Below are 13,861 nucleotides of genomic sequence, written 5' to 3'. Positions count from 1 at the left end.
TTTTTCTATTTCAGCACGCCATATACCATGCCAAATACCGTTGAAAAAATTACCACAAGCGCAAAGTATGTGAACGCTTTTTTTCTGCCAAATAGCTTTGTAATGACTATCATACTCGGCAAGCTTAAAGAATTTCCTGCCATGAGTAATGAAAGTGTAGGACCTTTGGCCATTCCAAGATTCATTAATGCCTGGACTATCGGTACTTCAGTCAATGTTGCAAAATACATGAACATGCCTATTACAGAAGCTGTCAAACTCGACAGGAAATTGTTTTTGCCGAGCAATGCCGTGACAAATTGCTGCGGCAAAAGTTTTGTCAATAAACCTGCAAAGAATACACCAATGAAAAGATACGGCAGAATCTTTTTTGCAAAATCCCATGTTTCAAAGATCCATTGCTTTGTTTTATCTTTCTCAAATCCCAGAATAGCCATTAATAAAATAGATATTCCCAGTACAATTACTATGAAATATTTCACTAAATTATCAACAGCTACTCCATTAATTATTAAGAATCCCAACTGAAGAATAAAGAAAATAATGCCTTTTGAGCTATCTATATCTTTTTCAGAGACCTGAAATCCTCCCTCGCCTTTTTCTTGAAAAAGGATTTCCATTACCAGACCTATGAGTATAGCGGCTGTTATTGTTGAAATGAGCCTTGCCAGACCTAAATCCCACCCAAGGACTCTGGCTGTCAAAAATATAGCAGCGATATTTATAGCTGGCCCTGAGAACAAAAATGTTGTTGCGGGTCCTATTCCCGCGCCTTTTTTATAGATGCCCCCAAAAAGTGGCAGGATGGTGCACGAGCAAACTGCCAGAATCCCACCCGATATAGCTGCAACAGGATAAGAGATCATTTTTCTTGCATTCGGACCAAGCAATCTGAGCACCGATTCTTTTTTCAACATTACCGTAATAGTTCCAGCAATGAAAAATGCCGGAACAAGACATAGTAAAACATGTTCTCGCGCATATTCCTGAAGCAGATAAAAGCCATTGAGAATACTCTGGCTGACTATTGGAGAATCGAATGGTGCAAAATAAAACAGCAGAAAAACCGCAGCAATGAGAAAAAATTGCATCATTTTTCTCTCTCCCTTTTCATTTAGCACCGCAGGTTTTGACTGACATCTGGTAATCTTTTTTTGCATATTGTAGAACTGCTTTCAAAAATGGGTATTGCTTCAGAAACTGTTTGTTGAGCGAATAATATATAAAAGTTCCATCTTTTCTGATATCAACAACCCCAAGATGTCTTAACGTGTTCAGGTGCTGAGAAATATTTGGCTGAGATGTCCCAACGATTGCACATATTTGACAAACACAGAGATCGTTTTCTAACAGCAGAGAAAGAATTTCCAGCTTGATCTGACTTGCAAGAATTCGAAATAATTCGTGAAGTTTCATATAACCACCTCTTTATATAAGTATCTACTTAATATATTTTCAAGCGCTTTACGAACCAATAAAATTGATTCTATTTTTGATTAAAACTGTGTACTTGCCAGTTATTGTTTGTTCATGTTAAACTCATAAATATGAGAATACTTATAACTGGATTTGAGCCTTTTGGCGGAGAAAAAATTAATCCAAGTCAGAAGATTCTGCGAAAAATAGGTAAGTTGAAATTTTTTTCGGGATTTTCAGTGGATTCTGTTCTTTTGCCAGTATCTTTCAAACGGTCTGTAGAAGTTTTGAAAAACCAATATGAGAATAATGTTTATGATTTTGTTCTCCATCTTGGGCAAGCTGGTAGCAGAACCTGCATCGTTTTGGAAGCACTGGGCGTGAATTTAATGGACAGCAAAAATCCAGACAACGATGGATATACTGCAAACGAAGAACCAATTATGCCAGACGGCGCACTTGCTTACAGAACAAAGATCAACTTGAAAAAACTTTCGGAATATCTGTCAAGGAATAAAATTCCAAATGTTATCTCTTACCATGCAGGACTCTATGTTTGTAATACAGTTAATTACTACTCTTTTTATTGCTCAGAAAGATATTCAAACCCTGCTGTTTCTCTATTTGTACATCTTCCTTTTTTACCGGAGCAGGTTGTTGAAAAAACTTTCTTGCCGGGATACAGAACACCCAGCATGAGTTTGAATTTGCAGATTCGTGCGGTTGAAAAAATCATTGACTTTGTCTCAACACAAATAATTTCAAATTTTTAAACAACAAAAGATCTATTCACAGCCAACGACTCTGTTTCTTCCGGATTGTTTTGCTATGTACATCTTTTCATCAACACTAACAAGAAGTTCATCTATTGTTTCATGATTTTTCGCACTGCACACTCCTATGCTTACGGTAATTTTTATATTTTCTGCAAAACTGTAATTCTCTATCTCGGATCTAATTTTCTCAGCAAGAGTTATCGCACCTTTCTCGTCAATTTCAAGGGACAAAACCAGAAATTCTTCCCCGCCCCACCTTGAAACTATGTCTGATGCTCTCAGTGATTTTTTCAAAAGAGCCCCCAGTTCCTGAAGCACTTTATCTCCAATCTGATGACCATATGTATCGTTCACTTTTTTGAACCAATCTATATCTATCATAATCAGCGAAAACGGCCTTTGATAGCGCTTCCAGAGATAAAAAGCTTTCCTCATTTCCTCATCCATTTTGTAGCGGTTGAATAAACCATTTAATTTATCGGTTATAGAAATTCTCTCAAGTTCCTCATTGATGGCTTTCAATTCTTGATTTTTTTTTTGTAAAGTTCTTTTCCAGTTAACCTGAATATGTCATCTGCTATAGTTCCTATTTCGTTATCGGGAAATTCAGATATTGATTGGCCGTTGAGTTTTCCTTCAATTACCCTGTTCACTCTTTCTTTCAGCATCAATAGAGGTATTACAATTTTCTTGCTGAACGAGTTGCTCATAAACCATCCCAAGATAGACGAGGCAATGATAAACAGCAAAATTGTCGTCCCCATCTGAGAGAAAATCGGTTTTGTGATTTCATCTTTGTTAACTACCGTTATCACAATCCAGCCAAGATTTTCAATGCGCGAATAGTAAGCAATCTTTTCGGTATTATTCAAACGGTACTCAAAGCTACCGTAGTTTTTCTCAAAGCTCAAGGATTTTTTCACAACATCCGATAAATTGTGGCGTAAATGCTGTTTATCATGATGAATAATAATCTGCTGGTCTTCTTTTATTACATAACTGTAAGAAGATCTGTACCTTTCGTCTGAGTCCCATAAAATATTTTCCAACTTCTCTAAGGATGTATCGATAGCCAGCACCTCTGTTATGTTATTCTCTTCATCAACAAGAGCTTTGCTAACCGAAACTAACCATTCTTTTGTTTTTATCTCCTGATAAGGTTCTCCCCAGGATATCTCTGGATATGATTCAATAGCAGCTGTGTACCAAGGCCGAATGGTTGGATCAAATCCCTCAGGGGGTTCATAATTGTTGATTAAAAGCATCCCATTTCTGTAGCCAGAATAAATATAATTGATATCACTGTCTGCTTTTTCGATCAGTCCATAAATCTCCAGAACATTCTGACGAGATTTCTCATCTAAATAAGGCGCAAGGCGAACGTCTCTAAGATGGCTTAAAAAGTCTATTGTCGTGTAGAATTTTTTGAAATAACCTTCAATGAAATAAGTGGCAGCTCTGTTTTTATGCCTTATCGTTTCGCGAGCTGAAGACATACCAGAAAAATAAAGAATAATCATCGATATAGAGCCAAATATTAAAACTACTACCACCGACAGGATTACGACGTTGATAAATAGATCTCTCTTTATGGAGTGCATTTAAACAACCTCCAGATTTATGTGTTTTTATTTTATCATTGCTATGTTATAAAACAGAAAAATTTTCTCGCGAATTTATAAATATAAAAATGATACAACAATTGTTGCCTGATAAATGAAAGCGGGTGATGGATTGATTAAAACAAGATGTATAGTTTTTTTCTACATTTTAGTGACAATCGCTATATTTGCACAAACAATCACTACTAACGAAGTTTTGCAAGATGCCAGGTTTCTTTATCAAAAAATGAAAGACATTCACCCAAATATATTTCATACATTTTCTGAAATAGAAGCAGAAAAGGATTTTTCGAAGCTTATATCTTTTATCAGCACAAAACAAACCTGGGAACTTCGAGACATTTTCAGAATGTTTGCGCAGTTTGTTGCCCGATTCAAAGACGGGCATACTTACGTCTCTATCACAGATCAATTTTCTGAATATCTTATGAATGGTGGTAAAGTAGTCCCAATTTTTGTGTCTTTTGATGATGAACAGATAACTATCCTAACAGATGTCGAAGGAAAATTGAATCAGCCAGGTAAACTAATTTCTTTGAATGGTGTATCTGCCGGAGATTTAAAAGAAGAAATCTTGAAGATGGTGAGCTTTGAAAGAGCTTCTTTTGGCTATGCAAGAGCTTCTTTGTTATTTCATCTGTATTGCTGGGTAATCTTCGGTGAGCAAGAAAGTTTTACTGTTGAATTTCTAACACAGCAGGGTCAATTACAAAAAATAGAGCTTGAATCAGTGGATTTTGAAAAATACAGGGCTAAGAGAGAGCAGATGAATATGTCTGGCAAGCTCTGGGATTTTTCAATAATAGATAAAACAGCAGTTATGACAATTAATACATTCAGTTCAGCGTATGAAAAAGATCTAAAGCAATTTATAAAGCAATCTTTTGAACAGATAAAGAAAGAAGATATCCAGAATTTGATAATAGATCTGAGAAAAAACGGTGGTGGAAGTTCAGAAATAGGTGAATATCTTTACTCTTTTATAAGCAATAAGCCTTACAGGGTTTATGCAGAAATTCACGTTAAATATTCAGATGATGCGGTTAAAACTTTGAAAATCTTCGACCCATTACTACTTTTTAGGGTTAAAGTACTCAATCAAAAAATTATTGTACACAGAAATGATTTCAAAAAGGTGAGAAGAAATGATCTTCTGTTCAATAAAAATGTCTATGTACTCGTCGGCCCAGGAACTTTCTCGGCCGCCGCTGATTTTGCTGCAATGGTGAAAGATTTGAAGGCAGCTACTGTAGTGGGAGAAGAAACAGGCGGGCTTGCTTCCTCTTATGGGGATGTTTTATCTTTTATTCTGCCAAATTCCAAACTCCAGCTTGGAGTGTCGTTCAAATATTTTGTTCGGTGCGGTGGTTTTGATGACAAAAGAGGAGTGATACCAGATATAGCTGTACAGATACCCATCACAGATGATACAGATCAGCTCGTTCGAACTGTGCTTGAAGCAGTCAAAAACACTCAAAGTGCTAAAAATTAGATTTTTCAACCGGAAGGCGAAACTTTTTGTCTTCTGATAGTTGTAACCAGAAGTGAGAAAATTATCAAAAGCATACCAAGAATTTGTTGTAGTCCAACCATCTCATTTCTAAAGGCTATACCTGCTATAACGGAAATAACAGTTGTGAGGTTTGAAAAAAGCGTGGTTACAATTGGAGAAGCTTTGTTGATCATGTAATTCAGAAGGAAAAATGCTCCAGCCGAAGACAATATACCCAGATAAATCCCTGAGCTTATTGTCTGGATGTTGAACTGTATTTCAAACTCACCTTTCATAATGCTCATGAGTGTGAAAAAAATAGCGCCTGTCATCATCATGAAAAAGGTTATTTCCTCGGGTGAAAATTGTTTCGAGAATTTTCTTGAATAGATACTGTACAGTGCGCCTGATAACACGGCAAAAAACATGAATATCTTTCCAAGAAGCGTTCCTTTTGAAAGGTCAAAACCTATTTATCAATACAACACCCAGAAAGCCTGCCCCTACAAGTATATAGTGAAACAGGTCGCCTTTTTCTTTCAACATAAATGCAGCCAGAACGTTTACAACAACTGGAATAAGTGCGATGATCATCCCGGCTTCAGAGGAATTAATTCTTTGAACGCCGTATGTTTCGAAAATGAAGTAAAGCACCGGTTGAAATAATATCAGTGCGAAAAGTTTCCAGTATGGTTTTTTCCCGAGTTTGATCACACCAGATACCAGCAATATCATAAAAAATAAGAAAGCAATACAAAATCTGTAGGAAAGAAAAGTTAGCGGCGAGACATAATCAAGAGCGTTTTTCGTGAACAGAAATGAGAATCCAAAAATGATTGACACAAGAATGCCTGCAAAAATGACTTTTAGCTGCATACAGGACCTCCTTGATCTAACTGTGCACCCGAAAAATTCTGTAATCGTATTTTATTTTAAGATGTTGCTGAATCAAAAATACTGTTTTCATGCTTTTGATAATTTAATACAGCACTCGAGTAACTCGGGGCACATTGAAGAAAATCCTTTGTTGAAAGTGTTTTGGTAACTTTACTTTCAATGTTGACAATATATAGCCTAAGCTATATTATATAGATAGAGCTATATATAAGGGGGCGATAAATGTAAAGATGATATTGATTCACCAGTGGCTTACTTTGATTAACAGTTTTGAAGGAGGGTTGATAATGAAAAAGAATTTATCGATCTTGGTGAAAGCTTTTGCCGTGACATTTATTTTCTTAATAAATGTTTCTGTTTTTACAAGCACAACTTCATCCGATAGGCCAATGAGAATTATTGCAGGCACAGTTTCTGTAGCAGAAATTCTCTATCAGTTACATGCAGAAGTTATTGCCATTCCAACAACGGGCTATGAACTGCCGCAGGGGTATAAAGATTTGCCGAGAATCGGAAGTCCAATGAATCCAGATTTTGAAGTGATTTTGTCGTTGAAGCCGGATATTTATATTTCTGACGATTCATTAGAAAATTCGATAAAACCCAAACTCGAGGAAAGTGGAATAAAATTCAAATTTGTGAAACTGAGTTCACTGGATGATCTCAAAACAGCAATTTTAGAAATTGGTAGTCTTGTAGGAAAAGAAAATGAGGCAAACCAGATATTAGATGACATTAAAAAAAGAGAAGCAAAGATATTGAGCAAGATAACCACAAAGCGAAAACCGACAGTTATGATTATTTTTGGTGCCCCTGGAAGCTTTATGTTAGCAACTGAGCATTCTTTTGTTGGTTCACTTGTTAAAAAATTAGGAGCAAAAAATGTTGTAACTTCTCCTTCAGCGTACGTTCCAATAAATCTCGAATCCCTTATTTTGAAACAACCTGATTATATTTTAAGATTTTGTCATGCAAGTCCTGAAGCCGTTTGGAAAATGTTCGAAAAAGAATTTAAGGAAAATAAAATATGGCAAAGTTTTGAAGCAGTGAAAAAGGGGAATGTTTTTGATCTTGACAGCAATTACTTTGGAGTATCTGCAAATTTGCGTTCAATAGAAGCTCTGGAAATACTTGCGGAGCTTTTGTTTGAGTGAGGAGTATTCATGGATCGCTTTAGGATAAGATATATAGCTTTTGTCATTCTACTATCTGTGTTAGGAATTTCCATTTTTGTGTCACTCATTGCAGGAACAATCAGAATATCACTCGGAGAAATTTTTTCTGGTAGAGATTCTGAAAATTGGCCGATAATCTGCTATTTAAGATTGCCAAGAATCGTTATTGCAGCAATTGTTGGAGCAAATTTGGCAGTATCGGGGGTTTTGCTGCAATCTGTGATGCAAAACCCACTTGTTGATCCAGGAATAACAGGTGTCTCTTCTGGGGCAAGCATAATGGCTATTTTGATAATGCTGTATCTTCCAGACCATTATTATCTTTTACCTGTTGCGAGCTTTCTCGGCGGGCTTGTTGCAGCCGTGACAGTTTACCTGCTTGCCTGGAAAAAGGGATTGACTCCTGTAAGGGTTGTCTTAGCAGGTGTTGCAGTTAATGCCTTTTTGGGTGCTATCTCTTCTATGCTTGCAATATTGAATTCAGAAAAAATATCAGGAGTGCTGATGTGGTTAAATGGCAATATTTCAGGAAGAAGCTGGAAACATGTGGCAATTCTTTCTGTATATTCACCACCAATACTTATTTTATCGATATTACTTGCTAAGGCATGCAATTTAATATCTCTTGGCGATAGAAATGCTGTTAGCCTTGGAACTAACATAAACAGAGCGAGAATCATAATATCTTTGGTTGCAGTTTTCTTGGCGTCACTTTCAACAAGTGTTGTTGGAATAATAGGGTTCATCGGGCTTGTTGTTCCTCACATAAGTAGAATGATCATAGGATCCAACCACAAATATTTGATACCATTCAGTATGTTTATGGGAAGTTCTGTATTGGTCCTGGCTGATACTCTTTCAAGAACTATCACAAAACCTTACGAAATACCTGTCGGGATAACAATGTCTGTTTTCGGAGGGCCATTTTTCTTATATCTCCTTAGAAGGAGGATGCACAAATGATTCAACTGAGCAATCTCTCATTTGCGTATAATGGCAAGCCTTTTATAAACCAGATAGAATTACTTATCGAGAAAGCTAAAATAACCAGTATTATTGGGCCCAATGGATCAGGAAAATCAACTTTGTTGAACCTTATTGCTGGATTGTACAAACCTCATACGGGAAATGTTGTTATTGAGGGAAGCGATATTTTCAAAATAAGTAGAAAAGAGATAGCAAAGAAGCTCGCGATAGTTTTTCAGCAAAATTATGCCCCAGAAGATATTACTGTTAAAGAATTGGTTCAGTTCGGTAGAAATCCTCATAAGAAATACTTTGAATTGCTTAATGATGACGATGCAGGGGTTGTAGATTGGGCGTTGAGGGTGACAAACATGAACCACCTTTCCGACAGATATGTTTCGCAATTATCTGGTGGCGAAAGGCAAAGAGCATGGATAGCCATGGGGCTGGTGCAGAGCACTGGAATTCTTCTTTTGGACGAACCAACGACGTTTCTTGATATCAGGTATCAGATAGAAATACTCGAATTAATCAAGAAAATAAATGCAGATTGCAAATTAACAGTAGTTATGGTGCTGCATGATTTAAATCAGGCTATCAGATACAGTCACCGGATTATAGTCATGAACTCCGGCGAAATTGTAGCTAAGGGAGATCCCGGAGAGATAATCACTCCAGAGTTAATCAGAGAGGTGTATGGGGTAGAAGCGGAAAAAATATTTATACGTCACAGCGGCGATAAGATCATACAATTGCTTTTTAAAAGAGCTTTTCGGGAGGAGAGATAGAATGAAAATTTTACTGACTTATTCAAGTCTCACGGGAAATACTAAAAAAGTAGCTGATGGAATACATAAAGTACTGAAAAAATATGAAACAACGTATCTTGCCATGAATGAAATACACAGTAAAGATTTCATAGATCGGTTTGATATTGTAATAGTTGGATGCTGGGTAGATAAAGGAATGCCAAATAAGGAAGCATTAGATTTTATGAAGATGATAAAAAATAAAAAAGTAGGCTTGTTTGTCACGCTTGGTGCATATCCAGATTCCCAGCATGCCAAGGGAGCACTCCAGAGATGTGTTGAAAAAATAGAAGAAAACAGAAACATTGTTATAGCTAAATTCATATGTCAGGGTAAGATAAGTGAAAAACTCATCAATTTTTTTAAGACACTCCCACCAGATCATCCTCATGCATTGACTGAAGAAAAACTGAGAGGTTATGAAATGGCAGCAAAACATCCTGATGAAGAAGATATAAGGAAAGCCCAAGAAGTGTTTTCCAGGCCGGTGGAACTCTATGTACAGTAAAAGAATAAAATCGCACCACGGTGCGATGGCAGAAACAGATAATCTGGTAAAGAGGCATATATATTTGCATGATTATTTAAACGATCAGAATCTTGAAGGTAAGAAGTCTGTCATATATATACACGTACCGTTTTGTTTAAAGACGTGCACTTTTTGTTCTATGAACAGGTCTCAAGTGGCCCCTCCAGAAGATTATCACAGATTGATTTTGAAAGAAATACAAATGTACAGTAAATTCAGTTATATTGAAAAATCAACATTTGATGCTGTTTATTTTGGCGGAGGAACACCTACTACTCTTAGATCTGATGCCCTAAGGGAAATAATAGTCGCTGTAAAAGATAATTTCAATCTGACTCCTGATGCAGAAATTACTATCGAGACAAGCGTAACTGAGCTCAGCGACGATAAAATAGAACTTTTCAAACAAACAGGCGTAAATAGATTTAGCATAGGCGTTCAGACTTTTTCAGATATGGGCAGAAAAATTTTCAACCGCAGGGGATTGGGAGAGTGGGTGAAAGAAAGGTTGAAATTTTTGAAAAGGATGAATTTTGCAAGTGTGAATATAGATATAATCTATTCTTATCCTGGGCAATCTCTCGAGGAATTGAGAAAGGATCTAAGAACAATTTATGAACTTGATCTGGATGGTTTTTCAATGTATTCTCTAATGAATATGCCGGCGAGTAAGATAAAAGAAGAAGTTTCAGAAGAAACAGACCTCGAAAATTTCATGTGCATTTTAAAAATGAGCCGGGACAATGGGTATGATTTTCTGGAACTCACAAAGATGGTTAAAAGGGACAAATATAAATACATAGTGAACAGAAATAATGGTGAAGATACTCTTCCACTTGGTGCCGGTGCTGGGGGTAATTTTGGAAATGCTTTGATTATGAATCCGGTTGCAATACAAGCTTATGAAGAATCAGTTAAGAATTTTAATTCTCGAAAAGTCGTGGAAATGCATCCAATATACAAAGAATTCGTTATCCTAAAAGGAGCTATTCAGCATGGAAAAATACCTTTGAAAAATGCGTTGTTGCAAAAAAATGATAAAATTAAGCATTTTATGCAGTATTTAACCTCAAGTGGTTTGGCAGTATTTTCAGGTGATTCATTGATTCTAACTGATAGAGGATTTTACTGGGGCAATAATATTTCTCGGCGAATTTCGGAGATAGTTTTAGAATCGATTACGGTAAACGTGAGGTAATATATGATTGGTTAGTTGCGTGAAATGTAATGGTTTACATCTGAGATGTTGAGGTGAGTTCATGAAAGTATCTATTTTTGGTGCCGGGCGTGTTGGTATAAGTATTGCATATTCGCTATTGCATACAAAGATTGCCGATGAGATGGTAATAGTGGATATTGATATCAAAAGGGCAGAAGGTGAGGTCCTCGATCTTTATCACAGCACACCGTTTCTCAAAAGATGCAATATAACTGCAGGTAATCCTCATGATATTTTAAACAGCGATTTTGTAATCATAACAGCAGGCGCATCTCAATCTGCAGGTGAGAGCCGCCTGTCTTTGACAAAAAGAAATGTAAAAATTATCAGGCAAATAGCTGCTCAGATAAAGAAATATTCGCCAGATGCTATTGTTATAAATGTTTCAAACCCTGTCGATGTTCTTTCATACGTTTTATGGAAAGAGACAAAATTTAATTGGCGCAAAGTCATAGGTACCGGAACAATTCTGGACACGGCCAGATTCAGGGCTCTTGTTGCCAAGCAATGCGGCGTATCACCAATGAGTGTCCATGCTTATATAATAGGAGAACATGGCGATAGTGAATTGCTTGTATGGAGCAATGCGACTATTGGCGGTGTAAGCATAAAAAGATTTTGCCAGTTCTGCACAAATAAAAACTGCACACCATTAGAGTCACTTTTTGAACAGACAAAGAATGCGGCATATGAGATCATAGAGAAAAAAGGCGCCACAAACCTTGCCATTGGGACTGCTACAGCTGCACTGGTTGAAAGCATATACAGAGATGAAAAACGTGTTTGGACTGTTTCGGTTTTTCAGGACAATCTTTATATAGGCTTCCCAGCCATTCTGGGAAAAAATGGAGTAGAAAAGCTTGTGCCTGTTAAACTAAACAGTGTGGAAAAAGAAGCTTTCGAAAGGTCAAAGGAGGTTATAAAAAAATATATCAAAGAAGGTGAAAAAAGTGAAAGAGAAGAGAGTAGCAGTAATTAGTGGTGGGGCTAAAAATATTGGCAAGGGAATAGCGCTCAATTTTTTAAACAATGGCTGGATGGTGGGTATTATTGATGTAGATGAACAGGCACTTAATGACTTTCCTGCCAAAAATGGTGTTTTTCTCTATCCAGGTGATGTTTCAGACGAATGTGTGGTGAAGGAATTCTATAGTCAATTAAAAGTGAAATTTGGCAGACTTGATGTCATTGTTAACAATGCGGCAATTGGTGGGTTCAAGAATTTTTTGCAACTTACTGCAGCTGAGTGGAGACGGGTTATTGATATTAATCTAACGGGTTATTTCTTAATGGCACGTTTCGGCACACCTCTGATACTGGAAAATCCCGGCAGAGGTGCGATCATAAATATCTCTTCTACCAGAGCGCTGATGTCTGAACCCGGTAACGAAGCATATAGTGCCTCGAAAGCCGGCACAATTGGGTTGACTCACGCACTGGCGAATTCTCTTGGGCCGAATCTCAGGGTTAACGCTATATGCCCTGGTTGGATTTTGCACGAAAACGAAAACATCAGCCAGCAGGAGCATCAGCAACATCTCACAGGCAGAGCGGGCACAATTGAAGATATAGCCAACTTGGTTCTTTTTTTGGCAGATGAAGACAGAAGTGGTTTTATAACTGGCCAGTATTTTGTGGTTGATGGAGGCATGACCAGAAAGATGATATATATTTAAGGAGTGTAAAACGATGAGGATTGTAAGTATGGTAAGCGGGTTTACTGAAGCACTTTTCGAGATAGGCGCTGGTGATCAGGTCGTGGGGGTTTCAAAGTACTGTTCAAGATATGTGAAAGATTTAAAAGCGGAAGTTGTAGGAGATTATATATTTGTGGACAAAAGAAAACTCAGGAACCTGAATCCCGATTTAATTTTACTCACAAGCGGTATTCAGGAAAGGTTATCAGAAGAGCTCAAAAAGGAAGGTTTTCCAGTTTTTGTTTTACCTTTACCGAGATCTATCAATGGAATATGGGAAAATATTATTTCTCTGGGGGGGTTAACAGGCAAATTGAAAGAAGCGAAGGAAATGGTTTACCATCATCAAGAAAAACTCTGGCATTTGGGATCGTTAAGGAAAAAACAACATCAATCTGTTTATGTTGAATTGTGGCTGGGAAAACATGTCAGAACGATAGGTGGGCTGACTTTCATAGACGATATTATTTATTTCTCAGGTGGTAAAAATATTTTCTCAAGCAGATGCGAGAGCTACATAGAACCCGATTTGGAAGTTGTCGAAATTATTAAACCAGAATTTGGAATTTTTTTCCATGAACCAGATTTTCCTGTTGATGTGGAAGAACTTTTGAAAACGAGAAATTGGAATTGGTTTAAAAAAGTGATCAAGATGAATATCGAGAGAGGAAAAAATATCATTCACGATGGTCCATCGGTTATTGAAACGATAGCATGGCTGAGCAATCAATTGTGCTGATTAAAACTGAAAAACTATTAAATATCTATCCGATCTTTAAATCCCGGACCATCGTAAACGATCGTATGATATTCTCCGTTTTCTCCGCAAATATCTGCCCCCAGTTCGCCTGCAAGATCGATAAAATCATGATCTATTTCCCTTCCGAGTAGTTCTTCATAACCTTTTTTCACTGTTACGACCTTCGCTTTAAAACCGAGGGAGATGAATTCTTCTATTATTTCTTTTCTGTTCATCTTCCAGAGTGGTTCAAAAACTTTAACATCTACGCGTGAACATACTTTTATTACCCAGTTGAGATGTTCCTGAATATCTATATCTCCGAAAACACCTACCCCACCCTTGAAGTGTTTTTCGAGAACCCCAGTGAATACCTCTTCATAGTTTTCCCAGCCAGCACACCCACAAAGAAATTTTACTCCCATACTTTTTGCCTGAGTTTCTATGATTTGTTTTTTCAAACCATGTGATCTTGTTCTTTTGCATGTTTCATCATGGTGAAAATGTAATCTACACGTCCAAAA

At 37.0% G+C, this 13,861-nt stretch carries 17 protein-coding genes; 10 read left to right on the top strand and 7 right to left on the bottom strand.

Translation table 11 applies throughout. The features are described 5' to 3' along the window. Positions 1 to 5: 5 nt before the first annotated feature. Both TLET_RS06440 and TLET_RS06435 read right to left on the bottom strand, forming a co-directional pair. The gene (locus tag TLET_RS06440) at positions 6 to 1,094 is read right to left on the bottom strand and encodes a permease (RefSeq protein ID WP_012003292.1); all 1,089 of its coding nucleotides are present in this window, start codon (positions 1,092 to 1,094) and stop codon (positions 6 to 8) included. Positions 1,095 to 1,110: 16 nt separating this feature from the next. After that, positions 1,111 to 1,416 (bottom strand): ArsR/SmtB family transcription factor, encoded by a 306-nt coding sequence (locus TLET_RS06435; RefSeq protein WP_012003291.1) that lies wholly within the window; start codon positions 1,414 to 1,416, stop codon positions 1,111 to 1,113. A gap of 104 nt (positions 1,417 to 1,520) precedes the next feature. Between TLET_RS06435 and TLET_RS06430 the strand changes: the two genes are divergently transcribed. Then, positions 1,521 to 2,189, top strand: coding sequence for a pyroglutamyl-peptidase I (locus TLET_RS06430; protein WP_012003290.1), 669 nt, complete (start codon positions 1,521 to 1,523; stop codon positions 2,187 to 2,189). A gap of 12 nt (positions 2,190 to 2,201) precedes the next feature. Here the strand turns inward: TLET_RS06430 and TLET_RS06425 are convergent, their stop codons facing one another. After that, positions 2,202 to 2,714 (bottom strand): GGDEF domain-containing protein, encoded by a 513-nt coding sequence (locus tag TLET_RS06425; protein ID WP_012003289.1) that lies wholly within the window; start codon positions 2,712 to 2,714, stop codon positions 2,202 to 2,204. Next, complete coding sequence (locus TLET_RS10690) at positions 2,711 to 3,793, bottom strand: cache domain-containing protein (RefSeq protein ID WP_012003288.1); 1,083 nt, start codon at positions 3,791 to 3,793, stop codon at positions 2,711 to 2,713. Before TLET_RS10690 ends, TLET_RS06425 begins: the two co-directional genes overlap by 4 nt. Before the next feature lie 133 nt (positions 3,794 to 3,926). On the opposite strand from TLET_RS10690, the gene TLET_RS06415 reads away from it, so the two are divergent. Next, entirely contained in the window at positions 3,927 to 5,306 is a 1,380-nt protein-coding gene (locus tag TLET_RS06415; RefSeq protein ID WP_041428427.1) for a S41 family peptidase, read from the top strand. A 5-nt stretch (positions 5,307 to 5,311) separates the two neighbouring features. On the opposite strand, the gene TLET_RS11055 is transcribed toward TLET_RS06415, so the two are convergent. Further along, entirely contained in the window at positions 5,312 to 5,734 is a 423-nt protein-coding gene (locus TLET_RS11055) for a DMT family transporter (RefSeq protein ID WP_228369002.1), read from the bottom strand. 34 nt (positions 5,735 to 5,768) lie between these two features. After that, positions 5,769 to 6,182: a DMT family transporter gene (locus TLET_RS11050; protein WP_228369001.1), complete on the bottom strand. Its 414-nt coding sequence runs from the start codon at positions 6,180 to 6,182 to the stop codon at positions 5,769 to 5,771. Between the two features lie 308 nt (positions 6,183 to 6,490). Between TLET_RS11050 and isdE the strand changes: the two genes are divergently transcribed. From isdE to TLET_RS06370, 8 genes are all read left to right on the top strand, one after another. Next, complete coding sequence (gene isdE, locus TLET_RS06405) at positions 6,491 to 7,357, top strand: heme ABC transporter substrate-binding protein IsdE (RefSeq protein ID WP_012003286.1); 867 nt, start codon at positions 6,491 to 6,493, stop codon at positions 7,355 to 7,357. A 9-nt stretch (positions 7,358 to 7,366) separates the two neighbouring features. Next, complete coding sequence (locus TLET_RS06400) at positions 7,367 to 8,341, top strand: FecCD family ABC transporter permease (RefSeq protein ID WP_012003285.1); 975 nt, start codon at positions 7,367 to 7,369, stop codon at positions 8,339 to 8,341. Further along, positions 8,338 to 9,132 carry an ABC transporter ATP-binding protein gene (locus TLET_RS06395; protein WP_012003284.1) on the top strand — a complete coding sequence of 265 codons (795 nt, stop codon included), beginning with the start codon at positions 8,338 to 8,340 and terminating at the stop codon, positions 9,130 to 9,132. The genes TLET_RS06400 and TLET_RS06395 overlap by 4 nt, the downstream gene beginning before the upstream one ends. Before the next feature lies 1 nt (position 9,133). Further along, on the top strand, positions 9,134 to 9,661 hold the full coding sequence (locus TLET_RS06390) for a flavodoxin family protein (protein WP_012003283.1): 528 nt from the start codon (positions 9,134 to 9,136) through the stop codon (positions 9,659 to 9,661). Next, positions 9,651 to 10,880 carry a radical SAM protein gene (locus TLET_RS06385; protein ID WP_012003282.1) on the top strand — a complete coding sequence of 410 codons (1,230 nt, stop codon included), beginning with the start codon at positions 9,651 to 9,653 and terminating at the stop codon, positions 10,878 to 10,880. The genes TLET_RS06390 and TLET_RS06385 overlap by 11 nt, the downstream gene beginning before the upstream one ends. A 61-nt stretch (positions 10,881 to 10,941) precedes the next feature. Then, positions 10,942 to 11,880, top strand: coding sequence for an L-lactate dehydrogenase (locus TLET_RS06380; protein WP_012003281.1), 939 nt, complete (start codon positions 10,942 to 10,944; stop codon positions 11,878 to 11,880). Then, complete coding sequence (locus TLET_RS06375; RefSeq protein ID WP_012003280.1) at positions 11,852 to 12,577, top strand: SDR family oxidoreductase; 726 nt, start codon at positions 11,852 to 11,854, stop codon at positions 12,575 to 12,577. Before TLET_RS06380 ends, TLET_RS06375 begins: the two co-directional genes overlap by 29 nt. A gap of 13 nt (positions 12,578 to 12,590) precedes the next feature. Beyond that, a complete protein-coding gene (locus TLET_RS06370) occupies positions 12,591 to 13,337 on the top strand; it encodes a helical backbone metal receptor (RefSeq protein ID WP_012003279.1) in 747 nt (248 codons plus the stop codon). Positions 13,338 to 13,354: 17 nt separating this feature from the next. Here TLET_RS06370 and TLET_RS06365 read toward each other — a convergent pair whose 3' ends face one another. Beyond that, positions 13,355 to 13,762, bottom strand: a complete 408-nt coding sequence (locus TLET_RS06365) for a Dph6-related ATP pyrophosphatase (protein ID WP_266105288.1) — start codon at positions 13,760 to 13,762, stop codon at positions 13,355 to 13,357. Between the last annotated feature and the right edge of the window lie 99 nt (positions 13,763 to 13,861).

It is taken from the genome of Pseudothermotoga lettingae TMO (genome assembly GCF_000017865.1).
Taxonomy (GTDB): domain Bacteria; phylum Thermotogota; class Thermotogae; order Thermotogales; family DSM-5069; genus Pseudothermotoga_B; species Pseudothermotoga_B elfii.
The sequence above is the reverse complement of the archived record's forward strand: the minus strand, read 5'-3'. Positions and strand labels throughout refer to the sequence as shown.

What these genes read in the sequence shown, in the direction of transcription:
- TLET_RS06440 (WP_012003292.1), bottom strand. Translation starts at nt 1,094, where the DNA reads ATGATGCAATTTTTTCTCATTGCTGCGGTTTTTCTGCTGTTTTATTTT.
- TLET_RS06435 (WP_012003291.1), bottom strand. Translation starts at nt 1,416, where the DNA reads ATGAAACTTCACGAATTATTTCGAATTCTTGCAAGTCAGATCAAGCTG.
- TLET_RS10690 (WP_012003288.1), bottom strand. Translation starts at nt 3,793, where the DNA reads ATGCACTCCATAAAGAGAGATCTATTTATCAACGTCGTAATCCTGTCG.
- TLET_RS11055 (WP_228369002.1), bottom strand. Translation starts at nt 5,734, where the DNA reads ATGTTTTTTGCCGTGTTATCAGGCGCACTGTACAGTATCTATTCAAGA.
- TLET_RS11050 (WP_228369001.1), bottom strand. Translation starts at nt 6,182, where the DNA reads ATGCAGCTAAAAGTCATTTTTGCAGGCATTCTTGTGTCAATCATTTTT.
- isdE (WP_012003286.1), top strand. Translation starts at nt 6,491, where the DNA reads ATGAAAAAGAATTTATCGATCTTGGTGAAAGCTTTTGCCGTGACATTT.
- TLET_RS06400 (WP_012003285.1), top strand. Translation starts at nt 7,367, where the DNA reads ATGGATCGCTTTAGGATAAGATATATAGCTTTTGTCATTCTACTATCT.
- TLET_RS06395 (WP_012003284.1), top strand. Translation starts at nt 8,338, where the DNA reads ATGATTCAACTGAGCAATCTCTCATTTGCGTATAATGGCAAGCCTTTT.
- TLET_RS06390 (WP_012003283.1), top strand. Translation starts at nt 9,134, where the DNA reads ATGAAAATTTTACTGACTTATTCAAGTCTCACGGGAAATACTAAAAAA.
- TLET_RS06385 (WP_012003282.1), top strand. Translation starts at nt 9,651, where the DNA reads ATGTACAGTAAAAGAATAAAATCGCACCACGGTGCGATGGCAGAAACA.
- TLET_RS06380 (WP_012003281.1), top strand. Translation starts at nt 10,942, where the DNA reads ATGAAAGTATCTATTTTTGGTGCCGGGCGTGTTGGTATAAGTATTGCA.
- TLET_RS06370 (WP_012003279.1), top strand. Translation starts at nt 12,591, where the DNA reads ATGAGGATTGTAAGTATGGTAAGCGGGTTTACTGAAGCACTTTTCGAG.
- TLET_RS06365 (WP_266105288.1), bottom strand. Translation starts at nt 13,762, where the DNA reads ATGGGAGTAAAATTTCTTTGTGGGTGTGCTGGCTGGGAAAACTATGAA.